The organism is Citrobacter sp. Cpo142, from assembly GCF_030332425.1.
Classification (GTDB): domain Bacteria; phylum Pseudomonadota; class Gammaproteobacteria; order Enterobacterales; family Enterobacteriaceae; genus Citrobacter; species Citrobacter portucalensis.
The window spans coordinates 1-16,517 of record NZ_JAOWHW010000143.1; the positions used below are offsets into that span (position 1 = coordinate 1).

A 16,517-nucleotide genomic window follows, 5' to 3' on the forward strand; every position below is an offset into this window, starting at 1 on the left:
AAAAATCGGCCCAGATCCGCGAAATTTTAATCAGCGAGTCAGCTTGGGAAGAAATGACCTGCTTATTCGCACCTTCCTTAGCTTGCTCACGTTTTTTGCATACTCCATCGGATTTATCGAGAATAGCAACGATTCTCTCTTGCTCATATAGTGGAGGAAGAGGCATTTCATGTTGCCAGAAAATACTCATTACAACCCTAGGCATTTTTGCACCAGAGACTTGGGTAGATACCCACTCGACAAATGGCTTTGAACGCAGGTAGTAGGATAAATATTTTTTATTTAATCTCTTCTGGTCCGGCTTCATTGGCACTAATTCAGTAGTTGCGATACCCAACTCATCCGGGACAACTACTTTATTTAAATAAGGGCGTAATTTTGAGTACAGAACATGTTCATTATTGAAAAAATGAGTAGATGGGCCTGCACTTGATAAAGGTTGTTTAACTTTATCAATGATTTTTCCTGTATTGGATTCAACTTGATCAAGATTTAACTGCCAAACCAGTTCATCTTCGTCCAAATTAACATTTTTAATTGGAATTGCAGGTGCTACATCCCCTAACTTCACCATCGGCCAACTCACAGCATCCCCTCCAGCTCATCCAGATCCGCCAGAATCTCTTTTTCCAGATCTTTTAATCGCTTCAGTATCACCTTCGGATCTTCATACTCTTCCGCCTGATACACCACTTCTTTATAACGATTAATAGAGAGGTCGTATTTCTGCGCAGCAATATCTTCTTTTGGTACAACAAACGCCGCCTGAGTGCGATCTTTAAAATCAACGTCAGCATCAATCCCTTCTGGGTACTGCTGTTTCAGCAACGAGGCTAATTTCTCGCCCATAAAGTTATCAACCGGTAGCCCGCGTAAAGTACGGTAATGCTTCCAGCTTGCCAGTAGATGCGGCAGATCGTTGTCTTTTATCGGGTTGCGCTTGTCATCCAGGCTGTAGCCGTCATTTTGTAGATCGTAGAACCAGACCTCATCCGTCTGACCGCCTTTGGTGAAGATCAGGATCGCCGTCGCCACGCCAGCGTAAGGTTTAAATACGCCGGAAGGCAGATTGATCACCGCTTCCAGTTGGTTATCTTCCACCAGCGTTTTACGCAGTGACTGGTGCGCCTTACTGGAGCCAAACAGCACGCCCTGCGGCACGATAGTGGCACTGCGTCCGCCAACTTTCAGCATTTGCAGAATACGTGCCAGGAACAGCAGCTCGGTTTTCTTGGTTTTCACCATTGCCGACAGCGTGGAGTCGATATCTTCCTCATCCAGTGAACCGGTAAACGGCGGGTTCGCCAGAATCAGGTTGAAGGCGTTTTTACTGGCCTGCGGGAAGTTAGTGCTGAAACTCTGGCTCATTGTGTCCTGATAGTGAATATCAGGCGCTTCCACGCCGTGCATAATCAGGTTCATGGCAGCGATACGCAGCATGGTGGTATCAAAATCGTAACCGTGGAACATATTGTTATCCACATGGTTACGCCATGGCGTCAGCAGATCGCCGGTAAAGATTTTTTGTTCTTCCAGCTCGCCACGCTCGTTGGTGCCAATCTCAGTATGAATGGATTCCAGCGAGCTGTACTTCTCCAGCAGATATTCATAGCTGGTCGCCAGAAAGCCACCGGTGCCACAGGCCGGATCGCAAATCGTCTCGTCGCGGGCGGGATTCGGCTCCATCATTTCAACCATCGTGCGGATAATGTGGCGCGGTGTGCGGAACTGACCGTTGATCCCGGCAGTGGTCAGCTTGCTTAACAGGTATTCGTAAAGGTCGCCTTTGGTATCGCCGCGATCCAATGGCAGGTTTTTGATCACCTCAACCGCTTTGGTTAGCAATGACGGCTTAACAATCTCCAGACGGGCATCTTTCATAAAGTTGCCCAGCAGCGTTACCTTCGACGCATCGGCCTGGCCGAGCTGACGAAAATGCTGGAATACGCCATCGCGCACCACTTCCATCATCTCATCCGAGCCAAGATTGCTATAGTGACTGAAACGGAACTCCTGCTGTTCTGGCGTAAAACGCGGTTTAAAATCAATACCCGCGATTTGTTTACGCTTCTCGTCACGTTGTTCCTGAGTATCCAGCATCCGGGAATACATTAGATAGGTGATCTGTTCGATTACGGTCAGCGGGTTGGTGATACCACCCACCCAGAAATCTTCCCATAGTCCGTCGATTTTACTTTTTAAGTCACCGGTGATCATTGTTAGCGTTTATATCCTGTTTTAAATACAAAAGCCCCGCTGCCGGGGCTTGTCATGCGTGTATTATACCGTCGCTGCGTCGGTCACAACACCCAGCTCTTCGACTATCTTTTGCAAGCGGGCGATCTGCTCTATATCAGGGAACACACCGGTAACGCCTTCGTTGTGGATATGCGTAAAAGGCTGTTCAAAGAGCTGCCGCATTTCAATGGTGCCGTAATCGCGAATGTGGTTTTTCAGCAATGACAGGAAGCGCAGTTGTTGGCTGGTCAGGCTGTTGTCAGCGGCGAACTGGGCAAAGCGCACTTCAACCGCATCGCTGTCCATCCCGATAATGGTACGCAAAAGTTTATCCAGGCTGGCGGTCGCTTGCGGGTAGAACTCTTTCAGCGCCCGGATATCAACGTTAGGGTTCTGGATAAGCACCAGCTTAGCCAGTTCATCCAGCTCGCTTTGCGTCACCGGCTCGCCGTTGCGGATTTTCTTCAGCACCGGATTTTGCTGGAACAGCGGCTCCAGCGCTCCCTGAACCTGCTGACGATACAGTTTGAAATCAATTGAGCGGATGTTGGTTTTGCGGGTCTCCGTCTGGATCAGGTTCGCATCTTCGGTAATATCCACCTGTATCGAACCAAATTTTGGCGTCGCATCTTTCTCCATCAGGTGCATTATACCGCGCAGATGAATGCGGATATCCTCCAGCTCTTCCAGGCTGGCTTGCTTCCACCAGCCTAAATCACGAAGTTGATTAATCCGTTGTCCCTGTTGCTGCACCTGAGTCAGATGCGGCGGCAGACGTTCCACTTTCTCGATGATGACCGGCCAGAGCACATCCAGTTCTTCCGGGTTGGTATAACGGGCAGTTTGCGCCGCCAGAATATCCATATCAAAGCGCATGGCATCGCTTTGCCCGCGAACGTCCAGCCACTGCATCAGAGGGGCCAGGACAGATAGCAGATCCTGCTGTGTTTTCGGGGAAAGCTGGCGCAGCACTTTTTCATCGCTGTACTGCGCTTTTTGCTGCCACTTTTCCTGCACAGCAATCGACTTTTCATCCAGCGCGTTGATTTGCTCGCGGAGCTGGTGAGCGACTAAATCCACCGCCTGTTTGTCGAACTTACGCTGCGCAGCGGCCCCCAGCATAACCCACGCTTCGAAGCGTTTTTGCGCCAGCGATTTTGTCGCTGTGACTTCGGCCTCTTCGGTATGCAGCTCGTGATACTCAAAGTTGCCCCAGTGATCGAAGATGCGGAATTTCTGTTTATCCAGCGGTTTGCCGTTTTCATCGTAGCCGTAGAGTCCCGAACAGAGGCGCGTGCCACGGCCAATCATCTGCCAGAACTTCACTTTCGATTTGACTGGTTTGGCAAAGACCAGATTCACAATCTCCGGGACATCAATACCAGTGTCGAGCATATCTACAGAGATAGCGATGGTCAGCTCTTTGTTGGTGCTTTCATCCAGCCCTTTAAAATCGTCAATCAGTTGCTCGGCGCGGGGATCGTAGTTGTCGATGACCTGGCAGAAGCGTCCGGCAAACTGCGGGTACATGTCGTCGAACAACTCATTTAGCAACAGCGCGTGTTTGTGGTTACGGGCAAAAATGATGGTTTTACCGGGGAGTTGGCCGTCCCGATCTTTCAGGCCATTTTCCATCAGGTTACGCAGGATATAGCGGTTGGTGTCTTTGTTGTAAATTGCCTCATCCAGCGCCTTGCCATCAAATTCCAGCGTATTGGGATCGATACCCTGTTCTTCCAGCTCACGGATTTGTGCGTCGCTTAATTTCTCCCGTTTGATGCCTTCGCGCAGGAATTCAGTGGTGTGTGTGACAACTTCATAGGGAACCAGATTGTTATCGGCGATGGCATCTTCCAGGCTGTAGTTGGCGGTAGGTATACGTCCTTCACAACCAAACAGGCCGAAAGTGGTTTTGCTCACCATGTCGATTGGCGTGGCCGTTAGGCCAATCTGGAGGGCATCAAAATACTTAAACAGATCGCCGTATACGTTGTAGATAGAACGATGGGATTCGTCGGCAATGATCAGATCGAAATAACCAACATCAAAATGATCCATGATTTTCATCATGCCGGGATAGGTGGCAATGTAGATCCTGGCGTTCTGCCTGTCTGCTTTTTTGGATTTTCCAACCACATACAACGGCTCATTGGTGAATTGATTAAAGGCATTTGCCGCCTGTTTACGTAGCTCTTTGCGGTCACAAAGAAACAAGACGCGTTTTACCCAGCGGGCATCAATCATCAGTTTGCTTAGTGCAATCGCTACGCGGGTTTTGCCTGTACCAGTAGCCTGAACAATCAACGATTGCCGGTACTTGTTGGTAAACCGTTCGCTGACGCGGGCAATGGTTTCAAGTTGATACAAACGTCCGGCAACGGCCTTACCTTCATTATCCTTAACGTGCGGTACGCTGTTGAGTGGCAGACGGGTTTCACGCTGCTGAATAAGATACTGCAAGCTTTCCTTGCTGTAGAAGCCAAATACCCGGCGCGGAGGATAGCCATGAGTTTTATGATCGTCCCACAGCCAGATATCGTAGCCGTTGGTGTAGAAGATGACCGGGCGTTGACCATATTCTTTCTCCAGCCAGTCCGCATACAGCCGGGCCTGAATTCGTCCTTGCTCGGCACTGACGCTGGTTTTTTTGGCCTCCACTACCGCAAGCGGTTTATGCGCCTCATCCCACAAGACGTAATCCGCATAACCGTCGCCGGTTGCAGTAGGTTGTTCTTTAACCGGGTGTTCCTGCGTAACCTGATCGGTATTCTTAAGTTCTTCACCTACATTCCAGTCAGCAGCAAGCAGGCGGGAGTCAATCAGGCGGCGGCGGGTTTCCGCTTCATCAATAGAGAGGATGTCGGCAACATGCTGGTTGCGAGCTCTGGCTTCATTCAGGCGCTGGGTGAGGTGTTCGGCCTTTTCCTGCTCTTGCTGTAGTGCGCGTTGTAACGCCAGTTCTCGCTCACGGCTTTCATCTTGAGCCCTGATTGCATCTTCCAGACGTTTATCATCTGCTCGACCTGAAGATTGCGTTAATGGAGGAAGAGTAAATTTGGGGCAGTTATCAACATTACCGTGGGCGTAGCGGACATATAGCCAAATTCCCAACAAATACGCTTCTTTGAGCAGCCAGAAGGTATCTTTAGCTTTGATACGACCACCGTGCGCGGCACGGTTGCCGTGGATACGTAGCGCATCCATTTTCATGATGATGGCTTCCGGCATCATGCTGGTAAACACATCTGCGTTCATTAAATCATACAGATTTGCTTTGATGCCTTCGGGCAGTCGTTCCTGACGGTATAACCAACGTACCATCAATTCGGTGTAGTTGCGCAGCTTGACCAGACAGCTTTCCGGATCGGAGTGAACATAGCGTTCCGCCATACACGCGAGTTCCGCCAGTTCCGGCCACTGGCTACGCAACATTTCAAAATTGAGAGACTGCTCCATCAATCATCGCCTTATGTCGTGGATACAACAGGAATTCTGGAAAGAATATCACACTATTTTGGCTGACGAAGTGAGCCGGATGGCATACGGTGGCTATGAATAAGCTGATGTAACAACTTTAAAGAGATCAAGCATCTATTAATTACAGTCAATAGCGTGATTTTTTTATACAGTGGGCACAGAATAGCCCTAAATACAGTAACGGTTCAGGAGCATTTCACCCTTATGACTACTCTCGTTTTTTCCTACTCTCATGCGGATGAAGCACAACGCAATGAGCTAGAGAAACATCTGTCCCCGCTGAAGCGAATGGGGAAAATCACCACATGGCACGATCGCCGAATCGTTCCTGGGCAAGAGTTTGAACATCAGATCGACCACTATTTTTCGCAAGCAGATATTATCCTGTTGCTAATTAGCAGTGATTTCATCGCTTCTGACTATTGTTATCAGATAGAGATGACCAACGCACTGGAGCGGCATAAAAAAGGTGAGGCGGTGGTCATTCCGGTGATTTTAAGAGAGTGTGCCTGGCATCAGTTGCCATTCGGCAGCATCATGGCAGCGACAATCGACGGTAAAGCCATAAGCAGGTTTGCCAGTCACGATGAGGGTTACGTTCAGGTCGCCGATGCTGTCTCCCGAGCCATTGCCAATTTGGAAGCGAAAAAGCCGCAGCAGATTGTGCACGCCCCAGCTCCGGCTAATCCGATGCTTCAGGCAACGGATACCGTCTTTACACCGCGTTCGAGCAATCTTTCTCTGCCAAAGAGTTTTACTGACCTTGATAAAGATCGTGCCCGTCGCGAGGGTTTTGAGTATGTCGCTCGTTACTTTGCTAACTCGCTGGACGAACTCAAAAAGCGCCATGCAGGGCTAGACGTTGATTTCCACCGACCTGATAACGATTCCTTCACATGTGCCGTGTATATCAACGGTGGCAAGGTTGGTCAGTGCGGAGTCTGGTGTGGCAGTCGTAATATGGGATTCGGGGATATCTGCTACAGTCAAAGCGGTGTGACTCGCAATAGTTGCAATGAAAGTCTTAGTGTTGCGGATAATGGGCAGACGCTTGGGTTCCGCACCTTGATGGGACTGGGTTACAGTAATTCAAGGGATTCGTTGCTGACTAACGAAGGCATGGCAGAACATCTATGGGATATGTTCTTTAGCCCGATTCAACAGCGTAATCGATAAATGTAGTCCGTATCACTAAAACTGATACGGACGATGCTGATGATCAGCCAAAGCCCTACTTGGTTAAGGTAATGGCAGAATCCTATATTCTGCCTCGGACAGCTATTCGTCATATTTCTCGATAATGTTATCTGCATGATATAAAAATTGATGTTGGTTCTATTGAATATGGAATGCTGGTTTTAATTTATGCTCGGGACTCATAAATACGACAATACAACCATTCTTCCAGATCGCTTTTTAACCAACGGGAAGTTCTGCCCAGCTTGATCGGCTTCGGGAATAAGCCATCCTGTATTAGTTTGTAAAACCATTTATCGCTCAGACCAGTGAGCTGGGTAATGAATTTCATATCAATGAATTGGTCTTCAAGCAGAGTGGGTTTTGTATACATAGTGATGTGTTCCGGTTAAGGATTAATAACCGGAGCTGTTAGTAAACTGATTTACTGCCAGCTCCTCCACATCAATGGTTTCTGTTGTAAAAATATGCAGGGGTGATAATCTCCTGCATTGAATACTTCGTTTACACGTTTCTTGGGCGGCCTAACCCGCTTGGTGGCGGTACCTCATTACAGGCGTAAATATTCATGCCATTCTTTTGTTCCTGCTTGGCAAGGTAGCTGATGATATATCTCAAGCCATGGATATAATCGGTATCCCGATGGTTAATAGTTTTGTTGATGTCAGCTTTATAACTCTCCTTGTATTCACATCGATGATATTTACCTTCCCCTTGAGTTATTTCCTTCCAAAAAGCACCTATGCGTTCTGCTATCGGAAATGCTTTACGTATTTTTTGCCCATCCAGATACACAACCGAGTGAGAATGAAATCTACTGTCCTCACCATATTCAATCACCCAGAAAAATCCAGCTACACCATGTTCCTGTTCAACTTGCCTAAATAGCTTTCGAAGATCCTCCTGAAGACAACTGTACTCCTTTTGGTAACGTTCTGAGTTCTGGTTGTACGAAAAGTCCAGCCGGATACCGATCACCTTTGAATAACGTTCAATAACACTGTTCAGGTGGTGATTTATCAGACTATGTAAAAACCAGTCCATTTTATATTTGGCAATGTATGGGTAGTTATCGTTCATGTTACTTCCTCTGAGGTTATGGTTCAGAGGAAAGGGATGTGTTGTATTTTTTGTCAGATGGTTTGGTGGTAAGAGGTGGAAGGAATATTAATTAAACTAATTAACCTAAATGATTTTCGGCATGAGATAAAAGAGGTGCCATCTTCGTTCTGAGAGTAGTGATAGCTCTTTCGAATACTGTTCCGAAAAGTGGGCGCTGTAGCCTGTGTGATCCTCTCTAAGGGACGGTGTAAGTTTGACTGGTCAGAAGGAGGAGGGCATGGATGGTGTACTTGCTCCTTATACTAATATCCATTGATGTAAAAAAATCACATCCGGCCCCGATTCTAGAACTTAGTGGTTGGAAATCTGTTGATGCACACCCAGTTTTATAGGCTTTGCTGGAAAAAATAACATAATTTTGATTACTAAAATATTACTGATGTATTATCGTTTTTTTATTATTTTTGTTGTGGATTAATTACTATCTAAAGTATATTTTTTATACACTTCGTTGGTGGTTTCAGAGATAGGGGAAAGGGAATGGCATTGATGGATTATGGTCGTTGCAGGATGTACAGACTACAGCTCGAATGGCTTAGAGCGAATCACGGTGTACCAGTAAACTGGGATGCCGTTAACCGATACCATTCGGCATCACAATATACATTTTTAATAAATGAAATTATATCCAATGATATGTTTCTCAATGCTAATCGGAAAAATGTTATCAGAGAAATGAAAGAATATGCTTCCAGTAGAATTGTTTCTGGGAAGTATTTCAACTGGATGAAGGCTGAAGATAGGGCTGCTTGTTACTCTTTGTTTTGGCTGGTTTGTAATGCGAATCCATTTTTTCTTGGAAGTAATTCCGAACATAAAGATCAAGACGCCCGCAAGGGGCACTGTTTAGATAATCTTTATGAAATAGCTAATGGTATTAAATTTAAGTATATCGCTCCATTTGGTGATTCCATCGATAACTATGTTTTTTCAAGTATGGTTTTTGTTGATAACTTGGATGGGAACATAGCAGACAAAATCACGCTAATAGAAAACGCCTATAATGCGTGGTCAAGACATTTTAGTCTTTTCCCCCGGCCATTTAAATGGATTGACTTAAGCGAAGAAGATAATATTTTCTGGTTGTGGGACTATATGCGAAAAAACCATATTGGATGTGATCTACTTCCGTCATCTTCAAAACAGCAAAAAGATTTTTTGCTGGCAACGTTTGACAACTGGGCCGGCTGGACAAATCAACAGTTTAGTAAACAAAAAGAAAATGCCCGTAAGGTGCGGGCTAACCCGGAAGAGCCTTCTTCATTAAAGAAGCTATTAAACCCCACTACGTCCGATGATTGCAGAAAAGTTTTCCTGGACTATGCACGTAATGCCTGGGTGCAAAGACGACATCGTCAGAAAGTAAAAAAAGATACGACGGGGATAAAGCTTACGGCACAATCCAGAAAGAAACTTCTGACTATACAGCAGTTATCAGGTGTTGAGCCAAATGCCATACTAAAAAGCCTCATTGATGATGCTTATAAAAGAATAAAGGAAAAGAACAAAGATTAAAAAGATCTCCGATATATATTATTTTCAAGAACATACCAGCATAACGGCAGAACCTCACAGTCCTGCCGCTTTTAGTTTTATTTATTGCAGGAGTAATCATGAATAACCCACGAGGTTTACAGTCACTAAACCATACTCTTTCCGGCCTACCGCAATGGGTGTCTGAACGTATATTGCAGCAGATAAATCAGTTAACCCGCTACGAGCCAGTGATCGGCATTATGGGTAAAACTGGGGTGGGGAAGAGTAGTCTGTGCAATGCCCTGTTTGCTGGAGATATATCACCGGTCAGCGATGTGGCTGCCTGCACCCGTGAACCTTTGCGATTTCGCCTGCAGGTTGGCGAGCGCTATATGACCGTCGTGGATTTACCCGGTGTAGGCGAAAGTGGCGTTCGCGATACCGAGTATGCTGCGCTGTACCGAGAACAGCTTTCTCGCCTCGACCTGGTGCTGTGGCTGATTAAGGCCGATGACCGGGCGCTGGCAGTGGATGAACACTTTTATCATCAGGTGATTGGTGAGGTATACCGGCATAAAGTGCTGTTTGTTATCAGCCAGTCGGACAAGGCCGAACCCACCAGCGGTGGGGGACCATTGTCTACGGCGCAGAAGCAGAATATCAGCCGCAAAATCTTTCTGCTGCATGAGCTGTTCCAGCCTGTGCATCCAGTATGTGCGGTGCCTGTCCGTCTGCAGTGGGGACTGCGGGTGATGGCCGAGCGGATGATTAAGTGTCTGCCACGCGAAGCTACCAGCCCGGTGGTGTCGCAACTACAGTCTTCCTTTCGCACGACGGTAGTCCGGGAGCAGGCTCGTAGCGATTTTGGTGAAACCATCGGTGCTGTACTCGATAGCATCAGTGCCTTTCCCCTGATACCCGCCCCGGTGCGGGCCGTCATTCAGGCCATGCGCACCACCGTGGTGTCAGTGGCCCGTGCCGTCTGGGATTTCTTCTTCTGAGTATTTAACCCATCCCTGTTATTTCCCTATCCCTGTCGCCGATGCGACGGGGATTTCTTTATTTGTTTTCCCGTTATGAGGAGTCTGCTTATGACCCGTCTGGCTTCGCGCTTTAGCGCCGCAAATCTTATCCGTCGTGACCGTCCGTTAACCCGTGAGGAGCTGTTTCGCGTGGTGCCCAGCGTATTCAGCGAAGACAAGCACGCATCCCGCAGTGAGCGTTACACCTGCATTCCCACCATCACTTTGCTGGAAAACCTGCAACGTGAAGGTTTTCAGCCGTTCTTTGCCTACCAGACACGCGTCCGTGACCAGAGCCGCCGGGAGCACACGAAACATATGCTGCGCCTGCGCCGTGCCGGGCAAATCACTGGTCAGCAGGTTCCGGAAATTATTCAGCTCAACTCGCATGACGGCTCCAGCAGCTACCAGATGCTGCCGGGCCTGTTCCGTAGTGTCTGCTGTAATGGCCTGAGCCATGCAGTAATACCCCACCACTTACATCCCTTCAGCATTACGGAATAACCGATATGAAAACATCACCCGATTCACTATCATGGGCGGCATTGTCACATCTGTCCCCCGTCGAAATCTGGCGCCTCCTGCTGGGATATCTGCTCAGCCAGCACTACGGACTGACTCTTAACGACACGCCGTTTGGCAGCGATGGCGTGATTCAGGAGCACATTGAGGCCGGTATACCGCTGGCGGATGCCCTGAATGATGTTGTTGAAAAATATGACCTAGTACGTACAGGCCAGAGCAGCTTCCGTTTCACGGTGCGGTCTTCACTTATCACCCCCACGGATGTCCTGCGGGCACGGAAAGCCACAGGGCTTCTGAAGCGGGGCTATTACAGGCGGGTGACGGATATCACGCAAGGTCTGCCGATTGACGGGACACTTCCGGCAGGCACCTTCACCCGCAGACAGGCTGAGGCCACTGCCGCCCTGTATATCAACGTTGGCATTGAGGATGACCAGCACACCCACTTCCGGCTGGTCATTCGCGATGCGGACGGCCAGCTCATCTGGCGGGCATGGAACTTTGAGCCCGGTGCTGGTCATGACCTGAACACCCACCTGCAGCGCTACGGTGTGAAAAAACGCTGACAGCACGCCGCTGGCCCGTCTGGGGCAGGGCTGGCGGATCTCAACCTGAACAACTGACTGTCCTTTGTTGGTGGAAAGTCCGACCCATGCTTCTTTATCCAAGCGTATCCAGGCATTAAAAAATAGGTCATCGGAGTACTGTTTGTAGACAATGTTGCCGACGATATTCTGTGGGTGTCACACCTGTTTGCTTCTTAAATGCAGTATTAAATACCGATTTAGAATTAAAACCCGAAGCATACATAATATCAAGAATGGTCCGCTTATCTCCCGGCGTGGCCAGTAACTTTTTGGCATACTCTATGCGGTACTCGCTGATAAAGGTAAAAAAGTTCTGCTGAAATCCATTGTTGATAATGGCGGAGAGATCGTGCGGTGAAAGTTTTATCTGGCGCGCAAGCTGGCTTAAGGAGAGGGTGGAATCCAGAAACGGCTGATTCCGACGCATAAAATCCACCACGTTATCTACCTGTTTTGACTCCGGTAACAACAGTGTTTTAACCGGCTGAATATCCACCAGCAGGGTTTCATCTTCCTGCGTTAGCCCCATAAACGCAGCGGGCTGTCGCAGTGCGCAGATCAGCAATGTATTAATGAACGCAAACCCCGCCATACTGACAACAGGCAGTATCCAGGTGGTTTGATCGGTTAGCCTGAACAGATAGAAAAACAGGCAGCAAATGATACTGACGATCCACAGCCCCGCGTAACCCGACAGCAGGAAGCGGAGCCAGAGTATTTGCTGGCGGGCGATATCAGAATAAAGACGCTGGATATCCGAATTAAATGACTGCAAGCGGCCGAGCGAATAGCCCAACCAACCGAGAAATACCCCGTGATAGACCAACGCAAGGGGCAGAGGTTCCGGCATTCCTGGTAAATCCTGTTGTTGTAATATTGTTATTTTTTCCGACTCAGGTAGCGGAACATATAGTGTGAAAAACACAATCAGGCCAGCCGCGAACGGGATTAAGTGTACGGCATGAATGAGCCGAATTTGAAAACGGCAATACATCAGCGATCGGGTATACAGATAGATAGCTGGCGGCTGAAGCAGAGAGATGAGCGTACCGATATAAGCGTAGTTTGGGTGTGAAAAACTTACACCGCTTCCGTAAAGTAAAAGCTCGCCAAAACCGGCGGCGACGGTCAGCAGGACGACCACCAATAGCCGGTTGCTGGTTTGTACAATGTTGGACGGCAAAAGTAGAAAAACAGAAAGCAATACAGCCTGCATTATTCCTGCTGCCAGAAGAAAAACGGATAGCTCAATCAGCATGTATTACCGCCACCAATCATTCAAAACGAGACATAAAGAACGGGTTCCGCTCTGCCTCTTGTTAGCGGAACGTTCGACTTTGCGCTTTGTAGGTTCGACTTTACCAATTCGAACGACGCCCTGATTTCACGCCAGTACTCTGATGTCAAATCGGCAGAGGGTCTGAAATCCTACGTCGATTAACATCCCCAAAAAGCAGATGAACAGGTCGAAAAAGACCCGGGAGCATTATTGTGAAAAAGCAGAAAAACATCAGAACTACCCTGTGCGCGAGCATCGTGATCCTTGCGGGAATGACGATAAGCACAACGGCGTTCGCCCACTGCGACGGCATGGATGGACCGGTGATTACCGAGGCTAAAAGCGCGCTCCAGGCGCATGATGTTACCCCGTTATTAAAATGGGTGCCAGAAAACCGTGAAGATACCGTCAGGAAGGCGTTTGACGAGGCAATAAGCAAACAAGGTGGCAGTCAGGCCGCTCAGGAGAAGGCCGATCAGCAGCTCTTCACCACTCTGGTACGTGTTCACCGTGAGGCGGAAGGCGCGCCCTTTACCGGTGTAAAACCGGCAGGCCATATTCCCGTGGTTGTACAAGAGGCAGATGCCGCACTCAACGCCGGCAATGTTGATAGCCTGGTGGCGAAGGTGACTGCCAATGTTGAGCATGCTCTCCGGGAAAAATTTGCTAAAGCTGAACAAAGTAAGCAACAAGTGAATCAATCGGTTAAACAGGGACGTGGATATGTGAATGACTACGTTCACTACATACATTTTGTCGAAGAAGTGAACGGAATGGCGGCAGGAGGATCGCCTGAGATGGAACATCAGCACTAATTATCATGTCCGCCAGAGATGCCCTTGCGGCATCTCTGAATCACCACGATAACGCCCAGCGGGATTTGGAGGATTGTAATTAAAATTATGTAATTACCTGTTTTTGATATGTTCATTCCGACAACGGATGTAAGTAAATTTATGGACGAAAAAACTCAGAGCTCTGCGGTTGAACGGGCTAAAGGTCCGCAAACTTAATGAGTACATCAGAGAATTTCGACGTGCATACGCCAATGATGCTGAATCGTCACGGATAGAGGCTGCTACAGGCAAGAATACCGTGAACTAAATAGCTGCGCTTAATACCGCTACACTTTTGACACCCCATGTTGTCCCCCCGGGAATGGGCTGACGGTTTCCATATAATGATGGACCTTTTTCAACAACTGTCACATTGAACGGCACTGATGATTGCGGGTTATCGTGTCGTGCAGCGCCTGCCACAACCGCTCTACGTGGTTCACCCACGGCGAGTAAACTGGCTGGTAAATCACCCGAACTTCGGGTTTGCTTTCAGCCAGCCCTGAGTTTTACGGCTTTTATGGATGATGTAGTTATCCACGATGAGCGTGATTGTTTTCGCTCGCCGGTATGTCGCTTTCAGATGTTTTAACAGACTGATAAATAAAGATGAACTTTTGCTGTTGCCGCCCACATAGCTGACTTTTCCTGTACCGCTGTGCAGCGCCCCGGCCAGATAATATTTCTCATTCTGCCCCGGGGTTACTATGCGTTTTTGATGCCCGCGTAGCTGCCAGTCCGCGCCGATTTTTGGATTGAGATGGATATCCACCTCATCCTCATAAAAGACCGGGTGCTCTGCGCTGCATTCGTCCAGCGCTTTATGGATTGCGGCCATTTTTTCATCTTTATGCGGGTCACGGATACACAGCGTCGGTGCCGCTCTGCGCCAGCAACAACCCAAATATAAAGTACTGATGACAATACCGGGGATTGGCCCACTTATTGCGGCAGCTTTTCTGAGTGAAGTGAATGCGGAGCAGTTTTCTAACGGGCGACAACTATCCACCTGATGTGGTCTGGTTCCCAGACAACGTAGTTCAGGTGGGAAAAGCAGCCTGTCATCCATGACCAAAAATGGGAATCGTGGCCTCAGAACCTTAATTATTCATGGTGCCCGCTCGGTTATGCACTGGGCGATGATGCATTGGGTATATGGCTGAAGCACCTCACCGATCGAAGGGGAAAAATGAAAGCCACGGTCGCGCTTGCCAATAAACTGACTCGCATCGTCTGGCGCTTACTGACCGAATCAACAAGTTTTAATATCAACAGGGCTTTCGCTATGAGCTAAGCATTGTTGTATCCGGAGAGACAATTCCTCCTGAGTTTGCAGATACTGATGAGAGAACGGTAAACCAACCCTGTAACAGCCTGAACTGTGCCGAGGTAGTAACATACCGATGTAGTGATTAGGAAACAGGGTGCGGATGACATCATGGCGCGGGTCATCAGACCCACTAACGACGCCGGATATATTGCAGCAAACCGTATCAACTCAGGGCTTGCAAAACGCGGGACGTCCATATATGGCACAGTAAATTTGTGCCACTACAGAAAGCATAAAATCCTTATCTTCGCCACATCACTATTTTCCCTGACGCCCTGCTCTTACGAGCAGGGCGTTTTCGCTTATGTCATCCATAAAGGTAAACCCCATGAAATTAGCCAGCCGTTTTGGTCGCATTAATCTGATACGCCGCGACCGCCCCCTTACCCATGAAGAACTGATGCAGCATACCCCCAGCGTGTTCGGTGAAGAAAAGCATACCTCCCGCAGTGAACGATATGCCAATATCCCCACCATCTCCCTGCTCGACAGCCTGCAGCGGGAAGGCTTCCAGCCGTTCTTTGCCTGTCAAACCCGTGTGCGTGACCCGGCGCGTCGTGAGCACACAAAGCACATGTTGCGTCTGCGTCGGGAGGGACAGATCACCGGTAAACAGGTCCCGGAAATCATTCTGCTTAACTCCCATGATGGCACCAGCTCTTACCAGATGTTGCCTGGCCTGTTCAGGGCTGTGTGCCAAAACGGTCTTGTCTGCGGTGAGTCGTTTGGGGAGGTGCGGGTGCCGCACAAGGGGGACGTGGTAAGTCAGGCAATAGAAGGGGCGTATGAGGTACTGGGGATTTTTGACCGGGTGGAGGAGAAACGGGATGCCATGCAGTCGTTGCTGTTGCCATCACCGGCGCAGCAGGCACTGGCAAAGGCTGCCCTTACATATCGCTTTGGTGAGGACCACCAGCCGGTGACTGAGTCGCAAATACTCTCCCCGCGCCGCTGGCAGGATGAGAGTAACGACCTGTGGACCACATACCAGCGTATTCAGGAGAACCTGATTAAGGGCGGGCTCAGTGGTCGTAATGCCAAAGGGGGACGGTCACATACCCGTGTTGTGCGTGGCATTGACGGGGACGTGAAGCTCAACCGTGCACTGTGGGTGATGGCGGAAGCGATGCTCACGCAACTGCAGTAACCGCTTTATGTTGCCGCATTGTTAATGTCGGACACCACCTGTCCGCATTGCACCGTGCTGGCGGTCCTCACTCACCGAGGGATGGCCTGTAACCCCCGCCGTCTCTGGCTTTTGCAGAAATGAAAAATAGTTTCTGCGGTGTCCATACCCTGTCCGCCCCCTTATTTAAAGTAATCACATCATTTTCAGTCAGTTAACTTTCACGGAGAACGTCTCATGACACAGGCAGAACGCCGCCATGACCGGCTGGCTGTCAGACTGTCACTGATAATCAGCCGTCT

General features: G+C 48.7%; 13 protein-coding genes and 4 pseudogenes. 10 read left to right on the top strand and 7 right to left on the bottom strand.

Features of this window, described 5'->3' with window-relative positions; translation table 11 throughout:
* From OGY18_RS23560 to OGY18_RS23570, 3 genes are all read right to left on the bottom strand, one after another.
* Positions 1-586 (bottom strand): restriction endonuclease subunit S (locus OGY18_RS23560; protein WP_286554582.1); only part of this gene is annotated, 586 nt, incomplete at its 3' end.
* Complete coding sequence (locus OGY18_RS23565; protein WP_032250300.1) at positions 583-2,217, bottom strand: type I restriction-modification system subunit M; 1,635 nt, start codon at positions 2,215-2,217, stop codon at positions 583-585. The genes OGY18_RS23560 and OGY18_RS23565, both read right to left, overlap by 4 nt.
* Positions 2,218-2,280: 63 nt before the next feature.
* Complete coding sequence (locus OGY18_RS23570) at positions 2,281-5,694, bottom strand: DEAD/DEAH box helicase family protein (RefSeq protein WP_286554584.1); 3,414 nt, start codon at positions 5,692-5,694, stop codon at positions 2,281-2,283.
* Positions 5,695-5,919: 225 nt separating this feature from the next.
* Here OGY18_RS23570 and OGY18_RS23575 point away from each other — a divergent pair, with 225 nt between their 5' ends.
* The gene (locus tag OGY18_RS23575; RefSeq protein WP_089615801.1) at positions 5,920-6,891 is read left to right on the top strand and encodes a toll/interleukin-1 receptor domain-containing protein; all 972 of its coding nucleotides are present in this window, start codon (positions 5,920-5,922) and stop codon (positions 6,889-6,891) included.
* Between the two features lie 187 nt (positions 6,892-7,078).
* On the opposite strand, the gene OGY18_RS23580 is transcribed toward OGY18_RS23575, so the two are convergent.
* Both OGY18_RS23580 and OGY18_RS23585 read right to left on the bottom strand, forming a co-directional pair.
* A complete protein-coding gene (locus tag OGY18_RS23580; RefSeq protein ID WP_032666227.1) occupies positions 7,079-7,285 on the bottom strand; it encodes a helix-turn-helix transcriptional regulator in 207 nt (68 codons plus the stop codon).
* A gap of 131 nt (positions 7,286-7,416) precedes the next feature.
* The gene (locus OGY18_RS23585; RefSeq protein WP_032666228.1) at positions 7,417-7,992 is read right to left on the bottom strand and encodes a YagK/YfjJ domain-containing protein; all 576 of its coding nucleotides are present in this window, start codon (positions 7,990-7,992) and stop codon (positions 7,417-7,419) included.
* Positions 7,993-8,514: 522 nt separating this feature from the next.
* Between OGY18_RS23585 and OGY18_RS23590 the strand changes: the two genes are divergently transcribed.
* The 5 genes and pseudogenes from OGY18_RS23590 to OGY18_RS23610 all read left to right on the top strand — a co-directional run bounded on the left by OGY18_RS23590 (position 8,515) and on the right by OGY18_RS23610 (position 11,623).
* Positions 8,515-9,549: a hypothetical protein gene (locus OGY18_RS23590; protein ID WP_191215310.1), complete on the top strand. Its 1,035-nt coding sequence runs from the start codon at positions 8,515-8,517 to the stop codon at positions 9,547-9,549.
* Between the two features lie 98 nt (positions 9,550-9,647).
* Positions 9,648-10,511, top strand: a complete 864-nt coding sequence (locus OGY18_RS23595) for a GTPase family protein (protein ID WP_286554589.1) — start codon at positions 9,648-9,650, stop codon at positions 10,509-10,511.
* 90 nt (positions 10,512-10,601) lie between these two features.
* A pseudogene (locus OGY18_RS23600) lies at positions 10,602-10,985 on the top strand (DUF932 domain-containing protein); the annotation flags it as partial.
* A gap of 56 nt (positions 10,986-11,041) precedes the next feature.
* A pseudogene (locus OGY18_RS23605) lies at positions 11,042-11,395 on the top strand (TA system toxin CbtA family protein); the annotation flags it as partial.
* Entirely contained in the window at positions 11,375-11,623 is a 249-nt protein-coding gene (locus OGY18_RS23610; protein ID WP_223307989.1) for a DUF905 family protein, read from the top strand. The pseudogene OGY18_RS23605 and the gene OGY18_RS23610, both read left to right, overlap by 21 nt.
* 127 nt (positions 11,624-11,750) lie before the next feature.
* On the opposite strand, the gene OGY18_RS23615 is transcribed toward OGY18_RS23610, so the two are convergent.
* Positions 11,751-12,902 carry a helix-turn-helix domain-containing protein gene (locus OGY18_RS23615; RefSeq protein WP_032180275.1) on the bottom strand — a complete coding sequence of 384 codons (1,152 nt, stop codon included), beginning with the start codon at positions 12,900-12,902 and terminating at the stop codon, positions 11,751-11,753.
* Between the two features lie 233 nt (positions 12,903-13,135).
* On the opposite strand from OGY18_RS23615, the gene OGY18_RS23620 reads away from it, so the two are divergent.
* Entirely contained in the window at positions 13,136-13,738 is a 603-nt protein-coding gene (locus OGY18_RS23620) for a DUF6448 family protein (protein ID WP_050489007.1), read from the top strand.
* A 308-nt stretch (positions 13,739-14,046) separates the two neighbouring features.
* Here the strand turns inward: OGY18_RS23620 and OGY18_RS23625 are convergent.
* Positions 14,047-14,660: pseudogene (locus tag OGY18_RS23625) on the bottom strand (IS630 family transposase); the annotation flags it as partial.
* A 16-nt stretch (positions 14,661-14,676) separates the two neighbouring features.
* Here OGY18_RS23625 and OGY18_RS23630 point away from each other — a divergent pair.
* The 3 genes and pseudogenes from OGY18_RS23630 to OGY18_RS23640 all read left to right on the top strand — a co-directional run.
* Positions 14,677-14,922, top strand: a pseudogene (locus tag OGY18_RS23630) (transposase).
* A gap of 495 nt (positions 14,923-15,417) precedes the next feature.
* Positions 15,418-16,236, top strand: coding sequence for a DUF932 domain-containing protein (locus OGY18_RS23635; RefSeq protein ID WP_286554592.1), 819 nt, complete (start codon positions 15,418-15,420; stop codon positions 16,234-16,236).
* A gap of 216 nt (positions 16,237-16,452) precedes the next feature.
* On the top strand, positions 16,453-16,517 hold a 65-nt coding region (locus tag OGY18_RS23640; RefSeq protein ID WP_286551660.1), incomplete at its 3' end, for a hypothetical protein.

Bases quoted from the DNA above. Each gene is read 5' to 3' on its own strand.
- OGY18_RS23565 (WP_032250300.1), bottom strand. From the start codon at position 2,217: ATGATCACCGGTGACTTAAAAAGTAAAATCGACGGACTATGGGAAGAT.
- OGY18_RS23570 (WP_286554584.1), bottom strand. From the start codon at position 5,694: ATGGAGCAGTCTCTCAATTTTGAAATGTTGCGTAGCCAGTGGCCGGAA.
- OGY18_RS23575 (WP_089615801.1), top strand. From the start codon at position 5,920: ATGACTACTCTCGTTTTTTCCTACTCTCATGCGGATGAAGCACAACGC.
- OGY18_RS23580 (WP_032666227.1), bottom strand. From the start codon at position 7,285: ATGTATACAAAACCCACTCTGCTTGAAGACCAATTCATTGATATGAAA.
- OGY18_RS23585 (WP_032666228.1), bottom strand. From the start codon at position 7,992: ATGAACGATAACTACCCATACATTGCCAAATATAAAATGGACTGGTTT.
- OGY18_RS23590 (WP_191215310.1), top strand. From the start codon at position 8,515: ATGGCATTGATGGATTATGGTCGTTGCAGGATGTACAGACTACAGCTC.
- OGY18_RS23595 (WP_286554589.1), top strand. From the start codon at position 9,648: ATGAATAACCCACGAGGTTTACAGTCACTAAACCATACTCTTTCCGGC.
- OGY18_RS23615 (WP_032180275.1), bottom strand. From the start codon at position 12,902: ATGCTGATTGAGCTATCCGTTTTTCTTCTGGCAGCAGGAATAATGCAG.
- OGY18_RS23635 (WP_286554592.1), top strand. From the start codon at position 15,418: ATGAAATTAGCCAGCCGTTTTGGTCGCATTAATCTGATACGCCGCGAC.